Raw genomic sequence first — 20,453 nt, forward strand, 5'->3', positions numbered from 1 at the left:
GGAGTATTGTCGCATAATATGGGGATCATCACCATAGTCGGGCTAGTCAACTGCATGTAGCTTTGTCCTGGTAGTTCGTCAACCCGGCTTGCGTTTGGAAGACGGTCTTCTTCATCAAAATTTTAGATTTGTTATAAGCAGATCCGGCACAGAAGTTTTCCGTGCCGGACTTTTATCGTAAATCGTAATTCTACGAGAAACATCAGCAAGTTGCCACAATCGGAATTATCTGAAGACATCGCTATCCGAATATTCAGTTTATAATCTATTGCAACTTTTATTGCAACAAAAACAAAAAAGACTTAGCAAATTTTGCTAAGTCTTTGATTTTCAAGTGGTCACGTAGGGATTCGAACCCCAAACCTCCTGATCCGTAGTCAGGTGCTCTATCCAATTGAGCTACGCAACCTTTTTCCCTTTCTTTTGCGGCTGCAAATGCCTAACCGTTTCTGAATTGGACTGCAAAGATAGGAAAAGCGCGTCTTTGCAGCAAATGGTTAAAGTGAAAAAACTTGAAAAAGTTTAACTTTAATGCTAGCGGCCTTGAAAATCAGGACTTTTCTTTTGTAGAAATGAGGCGATTCCTTCCTGGGCGTCGTACGTTTTGAACAAACGCTCCTGGTTTTCGAGCTCGTGTTGCTGCATTTTGGCCAGGTCTGACTGGAACGATTCGTTCATGACCAATTTCATTGCGCCTATGGCCTTCGTTGGGGCGTTGCGGTAGTAAGCGGCGGTTTGCTCGATTGCTGCATCGAGTTTGTCGGCTGGCACGGATCTGCTGATCAGGCCGATGCTGGCGGCTTCCGGAGCATAGATTTTCCGGCCGGTCGAAGCGATTTCGAAGGCGCGGGCGATGCCGACCAAGCGCGGCAGGAAGAATGTGGCGCCGGCGTCGGGCATCAGGCCGATTTGGACAAAAAGTAAACTTAAATAAGTGTCCTCGCGGGCGATTACCAGGTCGCAGGCCAGGGCAAGCGAACACCCTGCTCCTACTGCCAAACCATTGAGCCGACAAATCACTGGCTTTGGAATGGTGCGGATGGCCTGGATCATGGGATTATAATATTCCCGTAAAATCTCCCCGGCACCTTTACCCGATCCTGCGGTTTCTTTCAAGTCTGCGCCTGAACAAAATGCTTTGTCTCCCTCGCCGGTGATGATGAGCACGCGCACGGATTCGTCGTTTTCAGCGGCTTTTATTGCGACGGTGATTTCGCTGATCAACGCAGGGCTCAATGCATGGTAAACCTGCGGCCGGTTCAATGTGATCCTGGCAACGCCATTGGTGTTTTCGAAAAGTAGGTGCTGATACATTGCCGTGAAGTGTTTTTTGTCAAAAGAAAAAATAAACCGTCAGGCTACTTACGAAGGCGCCGCAAATGACGCCAACTAAAATTTGTGCAGGCGTGTGCGCATTCAAATGCAGCCTGGCGCTGAGCAGCCAGCCCGCGATCAAGACAGTAAATATTAAAGGGATAAGCAGTTGCGCATCATCGTGACGCATTAACAGGCCCGTCAACATGCCGATTGTGCCTCCTATGCCGGTTGCGTGTGCGCTGATTTTCCAAAACAAACTCACCACAGTGACAATGAGTAACGAAACAGTGGCAGCGCCAAGAATAATTGAGATTTGCGGGGCAAGTTCGCTAATGGGTTGAAGCTTCCAGCCAAACAGGTAAGTGGCCAGGCCGTAAATAATGATACAGGCGAGGTAAGGCAATCTGCGCTCGGCGAGATCGTCCACGTGCATCGTGCTGATAATGCCCATTTTTTGAAAATAATAAACAACCAATGTGGGCGCGATGAATGTGTTCAGGAATAAAAGCATCAGCAGGCTGCCCAGTGCCGGAAGTTCGAGAGCGCTGACGCCGACAAGTTCAGGGGAAATAAGAAATAATAGTGCGAATAAATAAGTCGTAAGAATCAGCGGATGAAATGCTACTGATAATATGAGTGCGATTCGATTGTTCAAGGGAGAATGTCTTTAATCGGATATTGATTGACAAAATTACGCTGAAAACCAGTCTGCACAAGAGTCAGTTCCCATAGAAAAGTAAGTTAGGCGCACGGAATAGGTTTTCGTAGGGTAATTTGTAATTTTGCGCCTCATTCGGAAAGCCGGATTCACAAGCATTCAGTACATTAAGATTGAAACCAAAAGAAAATGGGACCGCAGCAAATTAAAGACATTTTACAGACTTCTCCTGAAAACCAATCCGTTACAGTTAAAGGATGGGTCAGGACAAAACGTGAGAGCAAAAACGCGATTTTCATTGCGTTGAATGACGGTTCAACCATTCATAATATTCAGGCCGTGGCCGAGCCCGGCCAGTTTTCTGCTGAACTGCTAAGCACCGTCACGACTGGTTCCTGCCTTAAAATAACGGGACAACTGGTTGAATCACAGGGTTCTGGTCAGGCTGTTGAAGTTAAAATCGAAGATATCCTGGTTTACGGAACGGCCGATCCTGAGACCTTTCCTTTGCAGCCTAAAAAACATTCCCTCGAATTTTTACGCGAAATAGCGCATTTGCGCCCTCGTACGAACACATTCAGCGCCATTCTGCGCATTCGTCACGCGTTGGCATTTGCAGTACATCAATATTTCAATGATGGCGGATTTTTCTATCTGCACACACCTGTTATTACGGCTTCGGATGCAGAAGGTGCGGGTGAAATGTTCCGGGTTACGACATTAGATCTCAATAAATTACCAAGAACGGAAGAAGGCGCGATCAATTTCAAAGAAGATTTCTTTGGGAGAGAGGCTAATCTGACGGTTTCCGGTCAGCTTGAAGGCGAGCTGGGTGCGATGGCACTTTCCAAGATTTATACATTCGGACCAACATTCCGCGCGGAAAATTCCAACACAACGCGCCATTTGGCTGAATTCTGGATGATCGAACCTGAAATGGCGTTTTTCGAGCTGGAAGACAATATGGATCTGGCAGAGGATTTTGTGAAAAAAGTGATCACTTATGCTTTGAATAACTGCAAAGACGATCTTAATTTCTTGCAAAACAGGTTGGCAGAGGAAGAAAAGAACAAGCCACAAAACGAGCGTTCTATCCCACTTCTCGAAAAACTGAGTTTTGTAGTTGATAATCCTTTCGAGCGCCTGACTTACACGGAAGCCATTGATATTTTATTGAAATCAAAACCACATAAAGAAAAGAAATTCCAATATCCGGTGGGCTGGGGAATTGACCTTTCCAGCGAGCATGAGCGTTATTTGGTTGAAAAACATTTCAAGAAACCGGTTATACTCACCAATTATCCAAAAGAGATCAAGTCCTTTTACATGAAACTGGACGAGGATGGCAAAACGGTTCGTGCGATGGATGTTTTGTTTCCCGGCATCGGTGAAATCATTGGCGGAAGCCAGCGTGAAGAGGATTATGATAAACTTTTAGGTCGCGTACACGAGGTCGGCATCGATCCCCAAAACCTTTGGTGGTATCTGGAAACGCGCAAATTCGGAACCGCGCCGCACTCCGGTTTCGGACTTGGATTTGAGCGTTTGGTGCTGTTTGTGACGGGTATGAGCAACATTCGTGACGTAATTCCATTCCCGAGATATCCGAAAAGCGCAGAGTTCTAACAATATTTTGAAGTTTTTTGGTAACCCTGTTACCTTTTTAAGAAGCTACTTTTGCTCTTCCCATATTATTATTTATGCTATCTGGTTGCAGTTTCGGAGATGGGAATATTTGGATAATCCCAAAGGATTTTAAAGGGTACATCGTAATAATTTTCAACCAAAAATCAGGGGTATTACCAAAACAAGAAGGCCGAAAAATCATGTATGAAATCCACGCTAAAAGTATTTTGGAACATAACTTGAAATAAACACAGGAAGGCGAGAGTTTGCAGAATATTATTATGAAAAAGTAGCACCGCGATATAAGCTGCCCTCATATAACATATCAAAGGAAATACCAAAGGAGACTATTGTTGGTTTTGAAGAAGTATCTGGCATATCCTATAAAGACGATGAAAGTAAGGAGGAGGTAAGATTCTCATATTTCTACATCGGCACCAATCAGAGATAGGACTGAAACCAAACAATCTTTGTGCTTGCGCGCGGAGCAACAACGACCATTTTATGAAGATCAGATAGCTATCTAATTACAGTGGGAGATTCGGCCAAACTCAATTTTGTAACTAACGCTATTGAGTTTGGCCGATGTTCGAGGATAGCTTACTGTTTAAGATTATTGATTAACCACGATTTTATAGGTGGTTTCCGATCCATTGGTGTTTGTCAATTGTACCACATAAATGCCATTCGGCATACCCTTCACATTCACTTTTGACGAGGGCTTACCAGCTGAACGGTAAACTTCTTTTCCATCAGAACCGACAATCTTCACTTTCGAAATCTTGCTCCAATCAGCAGCTTGAATTGTCAATTCCTCCGAAACAGGATTAGGGTACGTGTAGGTAGCAACCCCCTCAAACTTAACAGTACGAATCCGGCTATAAGCGCTCGTTCCATCTCTGTCAATCATATGCAAACGATAAAGGTTATCACCCTCCAGTGGATCATTATCAACTGCAACATAGTTGACCTGCGCCTTACTTTCACCCGTTGCAGCCACTGTCTGAATTGTTTTCCATTTTTTTCCATCAAAACTACGCTGTACATCGAAGCGGTCGCTGTTGGTTTCTTCGGTTGTGGCCCAGGTCAATGATGCAGTTTTTCCTTCACTTGAAGCATTGAATTCTTTTAGCGTTACCGGGAGGTTTACCTCGACAGGTGTGGTTGTTGTGCTATTGTCATTACCAGTGTCGTTTCCCGGAGTTTGGCCTGGATCTGCAAAACCAAGGTTTGCCACTATAATCCCGTTACCGACCTTATTTCCAGTAAACAGAATATGAAAACTAATACAAGTTGCATTTTCAAGGGGAGGGTTGTACAGTAAACGAACCGAATGGCTGCCCGGAATATTCTCAAGTGAGAGGATCGTAAAATCGCTTAGGGGAGTTCCATCACTATTTACGACTTCGGTAATTGTTAGATTCTCTGAAAAGCTTATTAGTGGTCGTATTCTATTAGCAGGAGCAGTTATCGGATCTGGATCATCATTGCATATCGTCACGTCAATTGCGCCTGTCTCGTAGTTGAGAATTGATGATTGTAAAGGCGTAATATTTATGCCGATATCCTGTGCATGTGCAAAATTGAAAATGCAGGTGCAAGCGGCAATTAGACTACTAAGTAAAAGTGTTTTGATTTTCATTGTTCATTTTGAATTAAAGGATCGACCTAAAAATTGAATAGTATTGCATTGGCCTATATATAGCACGGGTCTTTTTGTTGACAGGCCTTAATTTGTGGAAATAGATGTCACTATCGCGTTGTTGCGCGAATCTTTATCACCACCCGTCTTACCAATTAGTGTTGCTTTTATATTCTGGCCAGTACCGGGTGTGACTCCTTCATTTGGCTTTATCGTGAAACCAACAACCGCTTTCCCTTTTGCAGGAATGGGTGTTGTGGAAGACGCGGTGATATAACTGGCATTTTCTGAAAACGTCCAGTTGCTATTTTGGTTAGGCGTACCTCCTTGAAATACATCAGAGACACCGCTCACAGTTGGATAAGTTATTTTAAAACCTCCAACTTTGTTTATACGAAATGTGACAGCTCCTGAAGTAGGTACGCCACTGTTTTCAAAAAGGTTAACCACAAAATCCTTGCTTGCCTCAGTAACAACTATTGCATTGATATCCAGAGAAGGACTCAGGTCGGGGCAATCGCTTATTTGAACGGTAACCAATGAGGTAGAGAGGTCCGTATTAAAGCACGAATTGTGCTTATCATACCAAAAAGCAAAATACTGCCCATCCCCCGCAGCAGCAATATGCGCATCAGTTAAATTTAGAGGTTCGCTATGATACTGGGATTGCTGCCAAACCACAACACATGACGGACATGGCGGAGTACCAGCGACAACAAAATCATTCAGATTGACAGTGGCCTCAGGACACTTATTCGTTCCCTTATTAATGGGTTGTATTAACGCTACTTGGGATAAACCGGCGTCACATGCGCTAATTGCACTGTGTCCGATATCCAGGCCCAGGTAGCCCGTCAGTTGTCCGCCTTCTCCTGAAAAGGCTACGACTGCAGTGGTTCCTGTTGCTGTAAACTCCAGAACCTGGGGAATCCAAGTGCTGACATTACCAAATCCTGGCCCACCGCCTGGTTGAAACTTGGTTACGTTTATTCCCGAACCTCCAGAGACAAGACCTAGCTTCGCTTGCGTACCAAAGCCCAGATTGCCGACTCTTAATGAAATCACATTGTAGTGTATTTTATACTTCCGCCCGGGTGTCAGATTACTGATTGTTGTTTGAGCCACCGCGGCGCCTAAGTAGTTAGCCATAATTGTAAGAAACCCATTTGCCAAAGGGTCAAGACAAGCCTCAAAAGTTGGTGGAGGTAAGATAGCGGGATTCCAGGTAGTGCCTGCCGAAGTGTTTCCCCCCAAGTATTTGATATTAGAAATGCTAGGTTGGTATGCTGATATTGTCCATCCGGAAGGAACGCAGTTTACGCAGGGATCCCCATGAGAATCCTGTAAAAGCTGGGCATTGGAATGACCTAATGCAAGAAGAAAAATAGCGATAGCTGATAAAAAAATCTTATTCATAATATTATAGTGTTTAAATGTTCATAAGCATCTTTAAACTGTTTGTGTTCATTGTTTCATCTAGGCCCGAGCAATCGGATTACGGGTTGTAATTTGGAGTGGCTAATTAGACTTTGGATAATGTAATGAATGAAGGGTTAGTCTGAGTGAACCAACGGTATTCCTATAATATTTACTTGTCTTTCAGCGTCGAAAGCAATTGGTTCTTGATTATTGGGAAGGTATTTGCAGTAATTGCAACTACAATGTTTTTGACAGGCTTTTAAATTCACATCCATGCGAAAGGCTCGAGGTTTATCAACAAATGAGGATTTAGGGCTAAACGATAACCGGACTTACAATCACAAAAAAGTCACTTTAAGAAAAAGACAATCCCCGCGTGACCTTTTCAGATTTTACCGTATCAATAAAGCAAATACTGTAAATCTTAAATTTCACGCGCTTGAAAAAGGACTTTCATTCTTTTCGAAACAGCATCATTCTGACTTCGTCAATGATGCTGTTTTCTGTTTTAAATAGCTTTGCGCAGGAAGCATTTAAAATCAAATGGTCGATGGATTACATCCAGAGCGGTGTTTCCAACCATGCTAATTTTATTCCTGCCGACGCCGTGCTCGCAGGTGGCGGCAATACGAACGCGCTCAATGCCGGTTATGGGCTCGGCGGCGCAACGGTGGCGGCATATGTGGTGCGGCCCTGGCCAAACTCTTTTTCCGATAGCCGCTATATGGAGTTCAAATTCACTGCCAAATCATTTAAGTACAACATTACCAGCATTTCCCTGCGACTCCGGCGCTCGCCCGACGGGCCAAAGCAATTCAAAATCCGGACGAGTATGGATGGCTTTGCTTCGGACCTTACTGCATCTACATTGGTTAATCCCAGCCAATTTTACACATTCTCGGTCCCGGCAGGATTTAACAACCTCTCAGAAAACACTTTCACATTCCGCATTTACGGCTACGGCCCCACCAGCATTTACGGCACATTATGGTTTGATGAGATCGTTGTGAACGGCGATGTGCTGGCGATTGTGCTGCCTGTTTATCTCACTTATTTCAAAGCAACAGCGCGCGAAGGCAAAACACTGCTTTCCTGGGAAACCACCTGGGAAAGGAACAGCAGGCATTTCCTAATCGAACGGAGCGCCGATCTCAGCAATTTTGAAGAAATCGGAACATTGCCCGCTAGTGGCGAAACGGATGGAAGAACGCGTTACGGGTTCACCGACCCGGCGCCGCTTCCCGGCATAAACTATTACAGACTGCAAATGATCGATGCAGGTGGGAAATCCGCATTTTCGTGTTCGGCGAATGTTTTGATCCAGCCTGCATCTGCTTCGTTCTGCATTGTCCCTAACCCGGCCTCCGCCACGAAAATTTCTGTTTTTGGTAAAAATATGGATGCTGAATCATTTGAACTCAGAGATTTGACCGGCTTACGTATAGTCACGAAACTGGAATTCAATGCACAAGGATTTGTTGATATAATTCCTGTTCGGCCACTTCTGCCCGGTTTATATTTATTATCCTGCCAAACAAATGGCCGCAAAGAACATGCGAAAGTATTAGTTCGGTAAAATATTGTGCGCTTAATTTGTAATGCTCTAGTATAAAAATTGCCTGCGATTCGTCGTTAGCTAAGCAATGTTCCGATGAAAATTAATGGCTTGAAGCCTATGTTGAAAAAAGTGCAGCCGAAAGTGTGGTGGGCGGCATTAGCTGTCCTGGTAATCCTCGTTGTATCCTGGGGATTGGTGAGGAAAAAGAAGTCGGGACCGGAGGAAATTATGGTCGACGGCAAGATGGTCTCCAAGCTCGACCCTGTTCCCGTTAAAAATCCTGACGCTGCAACTGCGGCGAAGATCGCTAAAATTGAAGATATTTTCAGGCGTAAAAAAAGGGCCGGTTTTAATGGTAATGTGCTCATTGTTCAGAAAGGACAAGTGCTTTATCAGAATTCCTTTGGTTTTGCTCACATTAAGAAAAAGGATACATTAAACAGCCATTCACGCTTTCAGCTTGCCTCGCTTTCCAAGCCTTTCACGGCCATTGCCGTTCTCAAACTCGTGCAGGAAGGCCGCGTAAGCCTGGACGATTCTGTGCAGCGTTTTTTCCCTGATTTCCCTTACCACGGCGTGAAAGTGGATATGCTTCTGAGCCACCGCAGCGGACTTCCCAATTACATTTATTCCTTTGATGATAGCGTGCGCCACGGCAAGAAATATCCTGATAACCTGGATATTATGGATTGGTATGCCAAAGTGGTTCCTACGCCAACGCCGTATAACCGCCCCGGAAGGTCATTTAATTATTGCAACACCAATTACTGCGTGCTGGCCGCGATTGTAGAAAAAGTATCGGGCGAACCTTTCGGGACCTATTTGTTTGATCAAATTTTCGCGCCGCTCGGCATGACGAATTCGTTTTTGGTCACAGATACATCCAGCGCCGCTATGCAACACAGAACGGATGGCCATCAGTTCGGGCGCAAATTGGAAAAGGATTATTATGACGATGTGGTCGGCGACAAGGGCTTATACTCGACAACAGGCGACATTTATAAGTTTTACAATGGCCTTTCGCAAGGTTTGTTGTTAGACAAAAAACTGCTCGACGAAGCATTCAAACCGCGCAGTTTCGAACGCGCCGGCATCCGGAATTATGGTTATGGCTTTCGTATGCACACAAAAGAGGATAACACGCCGCGCTTCATTTACCACGGCGGCTGGTGGAAAGGTTATAACACCATGCTTTGGGTTTGCCCGGAAGACGAGGCGGTGATCATTGTACTGGGAAATTCCTATAACCGCTCCACTTACGACCTCAAAGAACTGCTCGAAGTGATCCACGGACCTGGCAAAGTCGAGGAGATTGAGAAAGACATCTAGGTTTATTTGAATTCGGCCGCGAATTCAGGATATTTGCCGAAACAAACGAATTCCAGCATCTATGCCCGATTCTGCATACTTTTTACCTGCTTGTCTGCTGTTGGGATTGCCGTTTGTTGGTTTTCTTTTGCTCTGGCTGGCTGGAAAAAGTTTTAATAAAGCAGCAGGTTGGGCGGGCGCATTTATCACAGCATCTGGGCTGGCTGTCAGCATTTTATATGCAGATGCGCAGACATTACATGTAGTCAGTTTTCACTGGCTTACAATCGGCGAAACTTCCATTGACATCCCTTTTCGTTTTGACGCATTAACATGCATTATGCTCGTTATCGTGCATTTTGTGGCACTGCTGGTCCAGCTTTATTCCACGGCTTACTTGCACGGAGACAAAAATCTACACCGCTATTTCGCTTTTATACAGCTTTTTCTTTTTTCCATGATCGGTATTGTACTTTCCGGCAGCTTGCTGGTGATGTACATTTTCTGGGAATTGGTAGGGCTTTCATCTTATCTGCTTATTGGTTTTTGGTATTTCAAACCAAGGGCCGTCTGGGCTGCGCAAAAGGCATTTGTACTCAACAGAATCGGTGACGCAGCATTCCTGACCGGTATTTTAATGCTGTTTTACTATATTGGTTCTACCGACTTTGAGGTGCTCTCCTTAAAAATTAACTCACTAAGTCCCGGAATCCTGACTGCCATTGGTCTTTGTCTTTTTGGTGGTTGCATGGGAAAGTCGGCCCAATTCCCCCTTTCGGGCTGGTTACCTGATGCGATGGAAGGCCCTACGCCTGTTTCCGCGCTCATTCACGCGGCCACAATGGTTGCGGCGGGGATTTTTTTATTGGCAAGAATTTCCTTCCTGCTCACATTCGACGCCAAGCTGATCATTGCGATCATTGGCACCATTACCATGCTGATCGGGGCTGTGAAGGCGACGCAGGTTTGGGACATTAAGCGTGTTCTGGCTTATTCTACAATGTCGCAGCTTGGGTTAATGGTCATTGCAGTCGGTTTTGGAAGCTGGCAAACTGCTCTTTTTCATCTCGCAACGCATGCTTTCTTCAAAGCCGGACTATTCCTTTCGGCCGGTTCCGTCATTCACGCTGTAACGCCATCAGAACTGGGTTCCGATTTTGACCCGCAGGATATGCGCATGATGGGCGGGTTACGTAAAGCATTGCCGGTAACATTCATTTGTTTTTCAGTTTGTGCGGCAGCGTTGGCCGGATTGCCATTTTTTTCAGGTTTTTTATCCAAAGACGCCATCATTACCGAAGGATTTTTTTGGGCAGGAGAATTGGGTGCATTGTTTTATATTTTCCCTATTCTCGTGATCCTTTCCGCGGGTTTGACCGCCTATTATATGACCCGGCAGCTCTGGCTGGTGTTTTTTGGCGAAAACAGGTTTAAGGCTACGCACATTCACCCGCATGAATCACCGGCCATAATGTGGCTTCCTATGGCAGTCCTGACTGTTTTTTCGATTTTTATTTGGTTCTCCTGGAACCCGTTTGATGCAGCTGGCTGGTTTTTGGCATTCATAGGAAAACATTCAGAAACACATATAGTTTGGGTCCCGGTTGTTGCGAGTTTGACGACTTTTGCTTCGATTTTTTTGGCATACAGAGAAATTAAGACCGACAATCCATTCGGTATAAATGCTGTAAATGCTACTAACGCTTCGAATGTGCTGCAAAAATTCGTGTGGTTAAGGGATTATTCCGACACCCGGTATTTCATCATTCCCTTTGCATTCATTACAAAATATCTGAAAATATTCGAAAAGCGGATCATCGACTCATTCGTTGACAGGCTTGCGAAAGTGAGCGTTGTCATCGGCCACCTCATCGGGTGGTTCGACCGGTTTTTTGTGGATGGCGGTGTGAATTTGCTGATCTTTTCGATCAAATCCGGTGGGCAGGCAGTCCGTAATTTACAAAATGGCAAGATCCAGTCTTATTTCATTGTAACTGCCATGGGCGTGTTTTTATTGATATTGTGGTTGGTTGTCCTGTAAAGCGGCTCAATGGACCGGCCACGATTTTAACCTAATGCTGAATGATTGATCATATACTGACATTACTTATTGCCATTCCCCTGCTGGGCGCGGCCGCTGTGGCTGTCTGGCCGGCACAAAAACCCGAAAATTTCCGGATTATAGCATTGGTCGCGCTGGCCTTGGAGGTGGTCATTTCGGCATTGCTCTATTTTTCTTTTGACAGCCAAAACCCAGGCCACCAGCTCAGCGAAGTCACCGACTGGATTACTTTGCCCATCGGCGCATTGGGTGTGGTTTCTATCGATTACGCACTTGCAGTGGACGGCATCAGCTTTCCGCTCGTGCTTTTGGCGGTGATCGTGCTTTTCGTTGGGGTGATCAGTTCCTGGAATGTGATTCAAAAATCCCGCGCTTACTTTGCACTATATTTATTACTCACAGGCAGCGTAATCGGCTGTTTTCTTGCCCAGGACTTCTTTCTTTTTTACCTGTTTTTTGAATTCATGCTGCTGCCGATGTATTTCCTCATCGGCTTATGGGGCGGTCCGAGGCGGGAGTATGCTGCATTGAAGTTCTTTATTTACACTTTTTTCGGCTCGCTGCTCATTCTCATTGTGATGATCGCGCTGTATTTGTCTGTGATCGATCCGCTGGAAACGGCGAAAGTCGTAGGCATTTTAGGAATAGAAGACCCAATCCATCCCGACCTCATTTCGCAAGTTCAGCAATGGCTTATTGACGGTAAAATTGCTCCGGAGCAGCTCGTTCACACATTCCGTTTCGCCTATCTGGCCGATCCTAACAACTATATTCCCGGCTCGTTGCTAAGCACCGCTTCCGAATATCTGATTGGTAACATTCCATTGCGTTTGCTGGCATTCTGGTTCCTGTTCATCGGCTTTGCGGTTAAATTGCCTGTCGTTCCCGTGCATACATGGCTGCCCGATGCGCACGTAGAAGCGCCGACGCCTATTTCCGTTGTGCTGGCAGGGATTCTTTTGAAAATAGGAGGTTATGGTTTTATCCGGATCGTGGATGGTTTTTTTCCGTTCGAAGCGCAGTACAGCGCCATTCCGCTGGCCGTATTAGGCATGATTTCCATCATTTATGGTGGATTTAATGCATTGGGACAAAGCGATTTGAAGAAAATGATCGCCTACTCTTCTGTTTCACATATGGGATTTGTGTTACTTGGAATTGCAGCATTCACCGCAGAAGGCATTAACGGGGCCATTTACCAAATGGTGAGCCACGGCGTACTTTCCGCTATGCTGTTTATCCTCACCGGCGTTGTTTACGACCGCACGCACGACCGCCGCATCGACCATTATCGCGGGCTAATCGCCGTTATGCCCCAATACACCATTATTACCGGCATTGCATTTTTCGCATCATTAGGACTTCCTGGATTCTCAGGTTTCGTGGGAGAACTTTTCACATTAATGGGCGCATTTCAATCCGAAGCATTGCCTGTCTGGATTCCTGCATTATCCACGTTAGGCATCGTGCTAGCAGCCGCATATTTCCTCTGGACCTACCAGCGTATGTTCTTCGGCGCATTCTGGTACAAAAACGGAAGCTCCCACGTCCTCTCCGACCTAACACCAAGGGAAACAGCCATGCTGCTCCCCTTGGTGGTGTTGACTATTTTATTGGGTTTGCTTCCAGGAATTTTATTTGATATAACTGGGCCGACGGTTGAGGCTTGGTTGGATGGGTTGCGGTAGGCTTATTATTTTCTTAAAAAATCGTCCCGGTTTTCCGGCGTCACAATCTCTGTGGTTGCCTGAGGATAAGTCGTTAGAAATGTCGATGGGAAGCGTTGGCTTGCCTTAGCATTCCATTTGAATTCAACTGCGCGTAAACCTGTTCCAGTCTGCTCTATATAGTCGACTTCCTGCTGTTGAGTGGTTCTCCAAAAATAGATTTTAGCATCGATCCCATTTTCATTTAAGAATTTAACACGTTCGCTTATAATGTAATTTCCCCACAAGGCACCTGTGTCGCTTCTATTCTTTAATAGATTAAAGTTATTGGTGACTGCGTTAATGATGCCATTATCATAGAAATATAGCTTCTTCCCTTTCTTGATCTCGTTGCGCAAGTTCCCTGAAAATGCAGGCACAGAAAACAGAACAAAGGCCTTTTCCAGTAAGTTGATATATTTTTCAACCGTTTTGTTATCGGCCTGGACGAGGCGGCCAATCTCAGTGACATTCACCTCGCTACCCACCTGCAATGCAATTGCTTTAACTATCTTTTCCAATAACGCAGGTTTTTTAATTTGTTCCAGCATTAAAAGATCTTTATATAAATAGCTGTTAGCGATCAGTTTAAGATGCTTTTCTGCATTGTTCGGGTCGACAACAATTTCAGGGTAAGATCCGTAAATCAAACGTTGCTCCAAAAGCCGTTGCTCATTTAGAAAGTCAGTGTATTTGAGCAGCTCATTATAAGACAATGGCAGAAGTTGCATTTCGTAGCGCCTGCCAGTAAGTGGCTCGTTGATGCTTCCTGCCAGTTCAAACGACGAGGAGCCTGTGGCAATGACCTGGACTTCTTTAAATTTGTCCACAATAATTTTAATGACAAGCCCTATTTCAGGAATCCGTTGCGCCTCGTCAATAAACACGATTTCATTATCACCAATTAGTCTTTCTAAAAATGCTGAATTCGGACGGACAAATAACTCACGGATGTCGGCTTCGTCCCCGTTTAAGCGTAATGTCTTTTTTGAAACCGAGGTTAACAATTGCTCTGAAAAAGTAGTCTTTCCAGCCTGTCTTGGGCCATATATTATAAATGCTTTTCCTTTGAATAAATGGCTAAGCGCGTAATCAAGTTGGTTTCTGTCTATCATGGCTTACTGGATTTACCACAAATGTAGAAACAACCAAATTCAAATTCATAATATTTTGGGATTTGAATCCTAAAAAACCATAATATTAAAGGATTCAAATCCATAAAAACCATAATAATTATGGATTTGGATGTTACTTCCCAAAAATCTGATCCAGGCTGAACCTTCCCTTCTTAGCCAATGCTCGTAATGTTTCTTGCTGCTCCGGCGTCAAAACTTCTATAATTTCTTGTCTTTTTTCTTCGGCTAGTCTTTTGTGATCGCGGCGTTTGGCTTCGTCATTTCTTGACAGCTTTCTATCCATGCGCGCATATCTGCGGTCGATTTTCTTTAACTGTTTTTGCTGACGTTTGCTGAGGTTGAGCTCTTCTGCGAAGCGGTCGAGGTTTTTTTCGAGGCGGCGATTGTTGAGCTTGCTGTTGGTAACAGGCTCTTCGCTGCGGTAAGCCTCGTCGTTATCTGCCGTGTTTCCGGTATTGGAAGTGGCACAGCCGGTGAAAAACAAGGTCGCGGCCATTAGGCCCAGCATCAATAATTTTTTCATGGGGTGAATTAATGGGTTAAAATATGGATGCTATAACGCAACGCCGGGGCATTGATATATAATCGTCGGCAACACTTATATGTATTTTCAAATAAATGTAGTTTTGACGGAAAGTATAAATAGTATTTTTTGCAATATTTACAGTAAACACAAACAGCTTTTATTTCAAACTATGTCCTTTTTACCAAATTTTATTTCTCTTTACCCTACTTTATCAAATGAAAGATAGTCCTGCGCCGCAGAGGTTGTTATCGCTGGATACATTGCGTGGTTTTGACATGTTTTGGATTTCAGGAGGCGAAGAAATTTTCGCAGTGCTCGCAAAAGTTACCGGCTGGTCCTGGGCTATTTTTATGGCGCACCAGTTTACCCACCCCGATTGGAACGGTTTCCGGGCCTACGACCTGATTTTCCCCACATTTCTATTTATGGCTGGCGTTTCCGCACCATTTTCGTTGGGCAGCCGATTAGAAAAAGGCATTCCGCCTTCCGAACTGATCAGAAAAGTGGTTCAGCGTGGGTTAACCCTGGTTTTGCTGGGCGTCATTTATAACAATGGTTTATTCCAAACGGAATGGGAAAACATGCGTTACCCGAGTGTTTTGGCCCGAATCGGGTTAGCCGGAATGTTTGCGCAAATCATTTATTTATACACAGAAAAAAGAACCCGCTGGATCTGGTTCGCCGCCATTTTGATCGGTTACTATCTGTTTATGAAATTTTATCCGGTCCCAGGCTGCGGCGCTGGCTTACTGACCATTGATTGCAACCCGGCCAGTTACATCGATAAAATGATCATTCCCGGAAGGCTGCATTTGAAAATCCATGATCCGGAAGGCCTGGTTTCCACCATTCCAGCCATTGCGACGGGGTTAATGGGCATTTTTGCAGGTGAACTTTTGCGGACAAGTGAAGAAGTTATTTCAAAAAACACCAAAGTCGTTTACCTCGTTTTCGCGGGCATTATCAGCCTGCTCGTATGCGTCGTTTGGGATTACTTTTTCCCGATCAACAAGAATCTGTGGACAAGTTCGTTCGTGCTTTGTGCCGGCGGGTTCAGTACCTTATTGCTGGCGCTGTTCTACTGGATCGTGGACGTGCTGAATTACCGTAAATGGACATTGTTTTTCGTCGTAATCGGGATGAATTCCATCGTAATTTATATGGTAGGAAGCTTTATCAACTTCAATTACACGGCCCATGCCCTTTTCGGCGGCATACTAAGTTACTTCCCCCACACCATCGAAGCGGTAGGAGAAGTAATCGCCTACATCATGGTCCAATGGGCATTTATGTATCTGTTGTTTAGAAATAAGCTATTTTTGAAAGTCTAGAGAGAGTTTAAAGTTGATGAGTTTAGAAGTTAAGTTCAAACATTAAACATTAAACTCTAAACTCTAAACCCTAAAACTCATTCAGCGCAATGGCGCCCGCTCATTCAATCATTCAAAATTCAATCATTCACTCATTCACTCATTAAAAAATGTCCATAACCGTCACAAACCTCACCAAACTCTACGGAACGCAGCGTGCGATTGATGGCATTTCTTTTAGTTTGAAAAAAGGAGAAATCGTTGGGTTCCTGGGGCCGAACGGAGCTGGGAAATCGACGACGATGAAGATACTCACGGGCTATCTCAAAGCCTCGGAAGGATCGGCGAAAGTGTCTGATTATGACGTTGCTGAGGAGCCGATGCCGGCGCGCAGGACAATAGGATATTTGCCAGAGCACAACCCGCTTTACCTGGATATGTACGTGAGCGAATTTCTCCTCTTTTCGGGAAAATTGTATGGCATGAAGTCGGCCGAGCTGCGCACGCGGGTGGACGAGGTCATTGCATTGTGCGGTCTCGAAGCGGAGAAACGCAAGAAGATCGGCCAGCTTTCGAAAGGTTACCGGCAGCGCGTGGGACTTGCGCAGTCATTTTTGCATAATCCTTCTGTGCTGATCCTGGATGAGCCCACTACGGGTCTGGATCCCAATCAGATACAGGAAATCAGGGACGTGATCCGCAATGCAGGGAAAGATAAAACAGTGCTTTTTTCAACGCACATTATGCAGGAAGTGGAAGCATTATGCGATCGGGTGATCATTATTAACAAGGGAAAAGTGGTGAGCGACAGCTCATTAGACGAGCTTCGAAAAACCGGAGATTCCCTCGAAGAAATTTTCAGGAGCCTTACCAAATAGTTCTTAGTTTAAAGTTTATTTGAGATTAAAGTTCAGAAGGATCAAATATTAGAATTGCATTAAAACAACTTTTTTTCGGATTTATTCCGACCGTAATTTGTTATTATTGTAACCTTTGATAAATTCAATCGAGCAGTGCAAAAGTCAGATAACCTAACATTCCCTCGTTAAAATCAGTAGTTCAGAATATGAAAAATTGGTTGTTAAGCCGGTTTCGTTTAGTTGTAAGTGTAGTCGTTCTGGTGATTTTAACCTCAATGGTTTCCGTTGCCTGGAAGCGCATACGGGTTTTTGAAGAACCTGTTACCACATTGCCGGAAACCGTAAAGCAACCCGCTAAAAAAGCAAAGAAAAGATTGGACCCGGTGCTTGTGTTGCCTGAAAACGAGTGGGTTGACAGCACATTAAAGTCTTTGACCATTGAACAAAAAATCGGCCAGCTTTTTATGGTGGCCACATTCTCCAATCGCGACGAGTCTCATTATAAATACATTGACCGCCTGATCAGCGATTTCCATATCGGTGGCCTGATATTCTTTCAGGGCGGCCCGGTAGGACAAGCGCAGCTAACCAACCGCTATCAATCACATTCCAACATTCCTTTATTTATAGGCATTGACGGTGAATGGGGCCTCGGCATGCGCCTCGACAGCACCATATCTTTCCCTAAACAAATGGTGCTGGGTTCCATCCAGGACGACGCGCTCGTTTACAAAATGGGGAGCGACATTGCCAGACAATGCAGCCGTCTTGGCATACAAATTAATTTTGCGCCTGTTTCCGACATCAACAGCAACCCCGGCAACCCGGTAATTGGTATACGTTCTTTCGGTGAAGACCGCGACAACGTGACCCGCAAAGCGATTGCCTACATGAAGGGTTTGCAGCATAACAAGATCATCGCAACGGCAAAGCATTTCCCAGGCCACGGCGATACGGATGCTGATTCGCATTTTACATTGCCCGTTCTCACGCATTCCGTTGACCAGCTGACAGAAACGGATCTTTACCCCTATCGCGCGATGATCGCGGACAGCCTGATGGGCGTTTTGAATGGTCATTTATACATTCCGGCACTGGATAGCACGCCAAATCTGGCCAGTTCCCTTTCTGAAAAAGTCGTTACCGGCCTTTTACGCAAAGATCTTGGATTTCGTGGGTTGGTGTTTACGGACGCCATGAACATGCGCGGTGTTTTGAAAACCGGAAAAGCCGCAGACGTCAACCTGAAAGCATTAATCGCCGGGAATGACATTCTCCTTTATCCTGAAAGCATTGCCGAAACAGTTGCCAGGATCAAGGATGCGATCGATTCGAAAAGAATTAGTGAAAAAATCATTGATGATAAAGTAAAACGCATTCTGCAAGCCAAATACTGGTCGGGATTAAGCCAGTATAAACCGATTGACACCAACAATCTTTACGCAGACCTGAACACCGAAAAGAGCAAAGAGCTTTATCGTGAATTGTGTGAAGCTTCGGTTACGGTGGTCAAAAACAACAATGATTTGCTGCCAATCGGGTCGGTTTTAGATGACAAAATGGCTTCTGTGAGCATTGGGGAAGGAAGCAGCGTTGCATTCCAGAAAATGCTTTCGACTTACAAGCCGATGCGCTCTTATACATTCTACGAAGGGCCTTCGTCGCAAGCGCAGATTACTGAAATGATTGGTTACCTGGCTAATTACAACACCGTGATCGTGGATGTGCATGGCGTAACTTCCAATCCCAAAAGCAATTACGGGGTTACGACCGGCATGGTGGATTTTGTTAACCAATTGAAACAGCAGAACAAAAAAGTAATCCTATGCTTGTTCGGGACACCATATAGCATTCAGTTTTTCCCGGAAACAGATGTTCTGATCTGCGCAAGCCAGGATGGAAAAGACCAGCAGGAAATTGTTCCGCAAATTATTTTTGGTGCATTAAAATCGCAGGGGCGCTTGCCGGTTTCGGTGCTTTCCTATAAAGCCGGAAGCGGCGTAACCACGACGACAATCAACCGGATCGCATTTGGAACGCCGGAAAGCGTGGGCATGGACGGCAGTTCACTGAAAAGAATCGACGAGCTGGCCACGGCTGCGGTTAACGATCACGTTTTTCCGGGCTGCGAAGTTTTGGTGGCAAGAAAAGGAAAGATCATCTACGACAAACAGTTCGGCGGCCTCGATTACCGCACGCCGGACCGCGTGACTTCGGAAACCATTTATGACCTGGCTTCCGTGACGAAAGTTTCGGCTACATTACAGGCCATCATGCTTTTGTACGATCGCAAGCAAATTGATTTAGACCAAAAAGCATCCACTTATTTACCCGAACTTGCCGGCACGAACAAGCAGAATTTCACGATAAGGGATTTGCTTTTGCACAGATCGGGCCTCGTTTCGTTTTATCCGCCGCTTTGGGATAGGACTAAAACCAGCGCTGGCGGTTTGCTTCCGGAATATTACAGTTCCAAAGCGGATACAGCTTATTATCTGCAAGTTGCACCGAAGCTTTTCGCCAAAGGTGCCATGCGCGATTCGGTTTGGAAATGGGTGGTCGAGTCGCCAATGAACAATCGCAGAGAAAGATCGGGAAGTTACGGTTATCTGTACAGCGACCTTGGTTTTCTGACATTGCAAAAGATCGTTGAAAAAGTAACCGGTCAGCCGCTCGACATTTTTGTTTCGGCTAACATTTACGAACCATTGGGCCTCGCTTATCTGGGTTTCAATCCGCTGCGTCGTTTTTCTGAAAAACAAATAGCGCCCACCGAGCAGGATTACCGTTTCAGAAACCAGCTGCTTCAAGGGACTGTGCATGATCAGATGTCGGCCATTGTAGGCGGCGTTGCCGGACATGCAGGGCTTTTCGGAACTGCGCGTGACCTTGCTGTTTTGTTCCAAATGAACCTTTGGAAAGGGAGCTACGCAGGCCGCAGATATTATGAAAACGCAACCGTTCCACTCTTTTCACGGGTTTATGACGAATCGCATCACCGCGGTTTAGGCTGGGACAAAGCGCCGGTCGATGGAAATAGTTCTTACGTATCGCCACAAGCGTCGGTGAATTCTTTCGGTCACACGGGCTTCACCGGAACCATGGTCTGGATTGACCCGGAAGAAGATCTGCTATTTATTTTCCTCTCAAACCGCGTCAATCCGGATGCCGAAAACACCGCAATTACCACGCAGCGCACACGTAGGAAAATCCAGGATGTAGTCTACAGTTCACTTATTGAAAGGAAAAGCGAGCTTCCTTAATCGAGTCGAAAGTGTATTTGAAAAATATCTCTAACTTTACCAGACAAACAGGTTAGCGGAAA

15 protein-coding genes and 1 tRNA gene are annotated in these 20,453 nt (G+C 45.2%); 9 read left to right on the plus strand and 7 right to left on the minus strand.

What is annotated here, in order from left to right; genetic code table 11:
- Nucleotides 1-335: 335 nt before the first annotated feature.
- The 3 genes from MUK70_RS21275 to MUK70_RS21285 all read right to left on the minus strand — a co-directional run bounded on the left by MUK70_RS21275 (nucleotide 336) and on the right by MUK70_RS21285 (nucleotide 1,972).
- Nucleotides 336-409 (minus strand) — tRNA-Arg (locus MUK70_RS21275).
- Nucleotides 410-534: 125 nt separating this feature from the next.
- On the minus strand, nucleotides 535-1,314 hold the full coding sequence (locus MUK70_RS21280) for an enoyl-CoA hydratase/isomerase family protein (protein WP_234655040.1): 780 nt from the start codon (nucleotides 1,312-1,314) through the stop codon (nucleotides 535-537).
- A gap of 19 nt (nucleotides 1,315-1,333) precedes the next feature.
- Complete coding sequence (locus MUK70_RS21285; protein WP_234655041.1) at nucleotides 1,334-1,972, minus strand: hypothetical protein; 639 nt, start codon at nucleotides 1,970-1,972, stop codon at nucleotides 1,334-1,336.
- Between the two features lie 192 nt (nucleotides 1,973-2,164).
- Between MUK70_RS21285 and asnS the strand changes: the two genes are divergently transcribed.
- Entirely contained in the window at nucleotides 2,165-3,601 is a 1,437-nt protein-coding gene (asnS, locus tag MUK70_RS21290) for an asparagine--tRNA ligase (protein WP_234655042.1), read from the plus strand.
- Nucleotides 3,602-3,675: 74 nt separating this feature from the next.
- Nucleotides 3,676-3,849 (plus strand): DUF6843 domain-containing protein, encoded by a 174-nt coding sequence (locus MUK70_RS31200; RefSeq protein WP_374759708.1) that lies wholly within the window; start codon nucleotides 3,676-3,678, stop codon nucleotides 3,847-3,849.
- Between the two features lie 365 nt (nucleotides 3,850-4,214).
- Here the strand turns inward: MUK70_RS31200 and MUK70_RS21295 are convergent, their stop codons facing one another.
- A complete protein-coding gene (locus MUK70_RS21295) occupies nucleotides 4,215-5,243 on the minus strand; it encodes a T9SS type A sorting domain-containing protein (protein ID WP_234655043.1) in 1,029 nt (342 codons plus the stop codon).
- Between the two features lie 87 nt (nucleotides 5,244-5,330).
- Nucleotides 5,331-6,659, minus strand: a complete 1,329-nt coding sequence (locus MUK70_RS21300) for a hypothetical protein (protein ID WP_234655044.1) — start codon at nucleotides 6,657-6,659, stop codon at nucleotides 5,331-5,333.
- Between the two features lie 442 nt (nucleotides 6,660-7,101).
- Between MUK70_RS21300 and MUK70_RS21305 the strand changes: the two genes are divergently transcribed.
- From MUK70_RS21305 to MUK70_RS21320, 4 genes are all read left to right on the plus strand, one after another.
- Complete coding sequence (locus MUK70_RS21305) at nucleotides 7,102-8,238, plus strand: T9SS type A sorting domain-containing protein (protein WP_234655045.1); 1,137 nt, start codon at nucleotides 7,102-7,104, stop codon at nucleotides 8,236-8,238.
- Between the two features lie 75 nt (nucleotides 8,239-8,313).
- Nucleotides 8,314-9,549: a serine hydrolase domain-containing protein gene (locus tag MUK70_RS21310; RefSeq protein WP_234602826.1), complete on the plus strand. Its 1,236-nt coding sequence runs from the start codon at nucleotides 8,314-8,316 to the stop codon at nucleotides 9,547-9,549.
- Between the two features lie 61 nt (nucleotides 9,550-9,610).
- Nucleotides 9,611-11,569: an NADH-quinone oxidoreductase subunit L gene (gene nuoL, locus MUK70_RS21315; RefSeq protein ID WP_234655046.1), complete on the plus strand. Its 1,959-nt coding sequence runs from the start codon at nucleotides 9,611-9,613 to the stop codon at nucleotides 11,567-11,569.
- A gap of 41 nt (nucleotides 11,570-11,610) precedes the next feature.
- Nucleotides 11,611-13,278 carry a complex I subunit 4 family protein gene (locus MUK70_RS21320; protein ID WP_234655047.1) on the plus strand — a complete coding sequence of 556 codons (1,668 nt, stop codon included), beginning with the start codon at nucleotides 11,611-11,613 and terminating at the stop codon, nucleotides 13,276-13,278.
- A gap of 5 nt (nucleotides 13,279-13,283) precedes the next feature.
- Here the strand turns inward: MUK70_RS21320 and MUK70_RS21325 are convergent, their stop codons facing one another.
- Nucleotides 13,284-14,411 carry an ATP-binding protein gene (locus MUK70_RS21325; RefSeq protein WP_234655048.1) on the minus strand — a complete coding sequence of 376 codons (1,128 nt, stop codon included), beginning with the start codon at nucleotides 14,409-14,411 and terminating at the stop codon, nucleotides 13,284-13,286.
- A 133-nt stretch (nucleotides 14,412-14,544) separates the two neighbouring features.
- Nucleotides 14,545-14,955: a hypothetical protein gene (locus tag MUK70_RS21330; protein ID WP_234655049.1), complete on the minus strand. Its 411-nt coding sequence runs from the start codon at nucleotides 14,953-14,955 to the stop codon at nucleotides 14,545-14,547.
- Nucleotides 14,956-15,173: 218 nt separating this feature from the next.
- Here MUK70_RS21330 and MUK70_RS21335 point away from each other — a divergent pair, with 218 nt between their 5' ends.
- The 3 genes from MUK70_RS21335 (at nucleotide 15,174) to MUK70_RS21345 (ending at nucleotide 20,391) form a co-directional block, all read left to right on the plus strand.
- Nucleotides 15,174-16,289: an acyltransferase family protein gene (locus MUK70_RS21335; RefSeq protein ID WP_234602832.1), complete on the plus strand. Its 1,116-nt coding sequence runs from the start codon at nucleotides 15,174-15,176 to the stop codon at nucleotides 16,287-16,289.
- 149 nt (nucleotides 16,290-16,438) lie between these two features.
- Nucleotides 16,439-17,146 (plus strand): ATP-binding cassette domain-containing protein, encoded by a 708-nt coding sequence (locus MUK70_RS21340; RefSeq protein WP_234655050.1) that lies wholly within the window; start codon nucleotides 16,439-16,441, stop codon nucleotides 17,144-17,146.
- Between the two features lie 188 nt (nucleotides 17,147-17,334).
- Nucleotides 17,335-20,391: a serine hydrolase domain-containing protein gene (locus MUK70_RS21345; protein WP_234655051.1), complete on the plus strand. Its 3,057-nt coding sequence runs from the start codon at nucleotides 17,335-17,337 to the stop codon at nucleotides 20,389-20,391.
- Nucleotides 20,392-20,453: the final 62 nt, after the last annotated feature.

The sequence above is a fragment of the Dyadobacter chenwenxiniae genome, from assembly GCF_022869785.1.
GTDB classification, from domain to species: Bacteria; Bacteroidota; Bacteroidia; order Cytophagales; family Spirosomataceae; genus Dyadobacter; species Dyadobacter chenwenxiniae.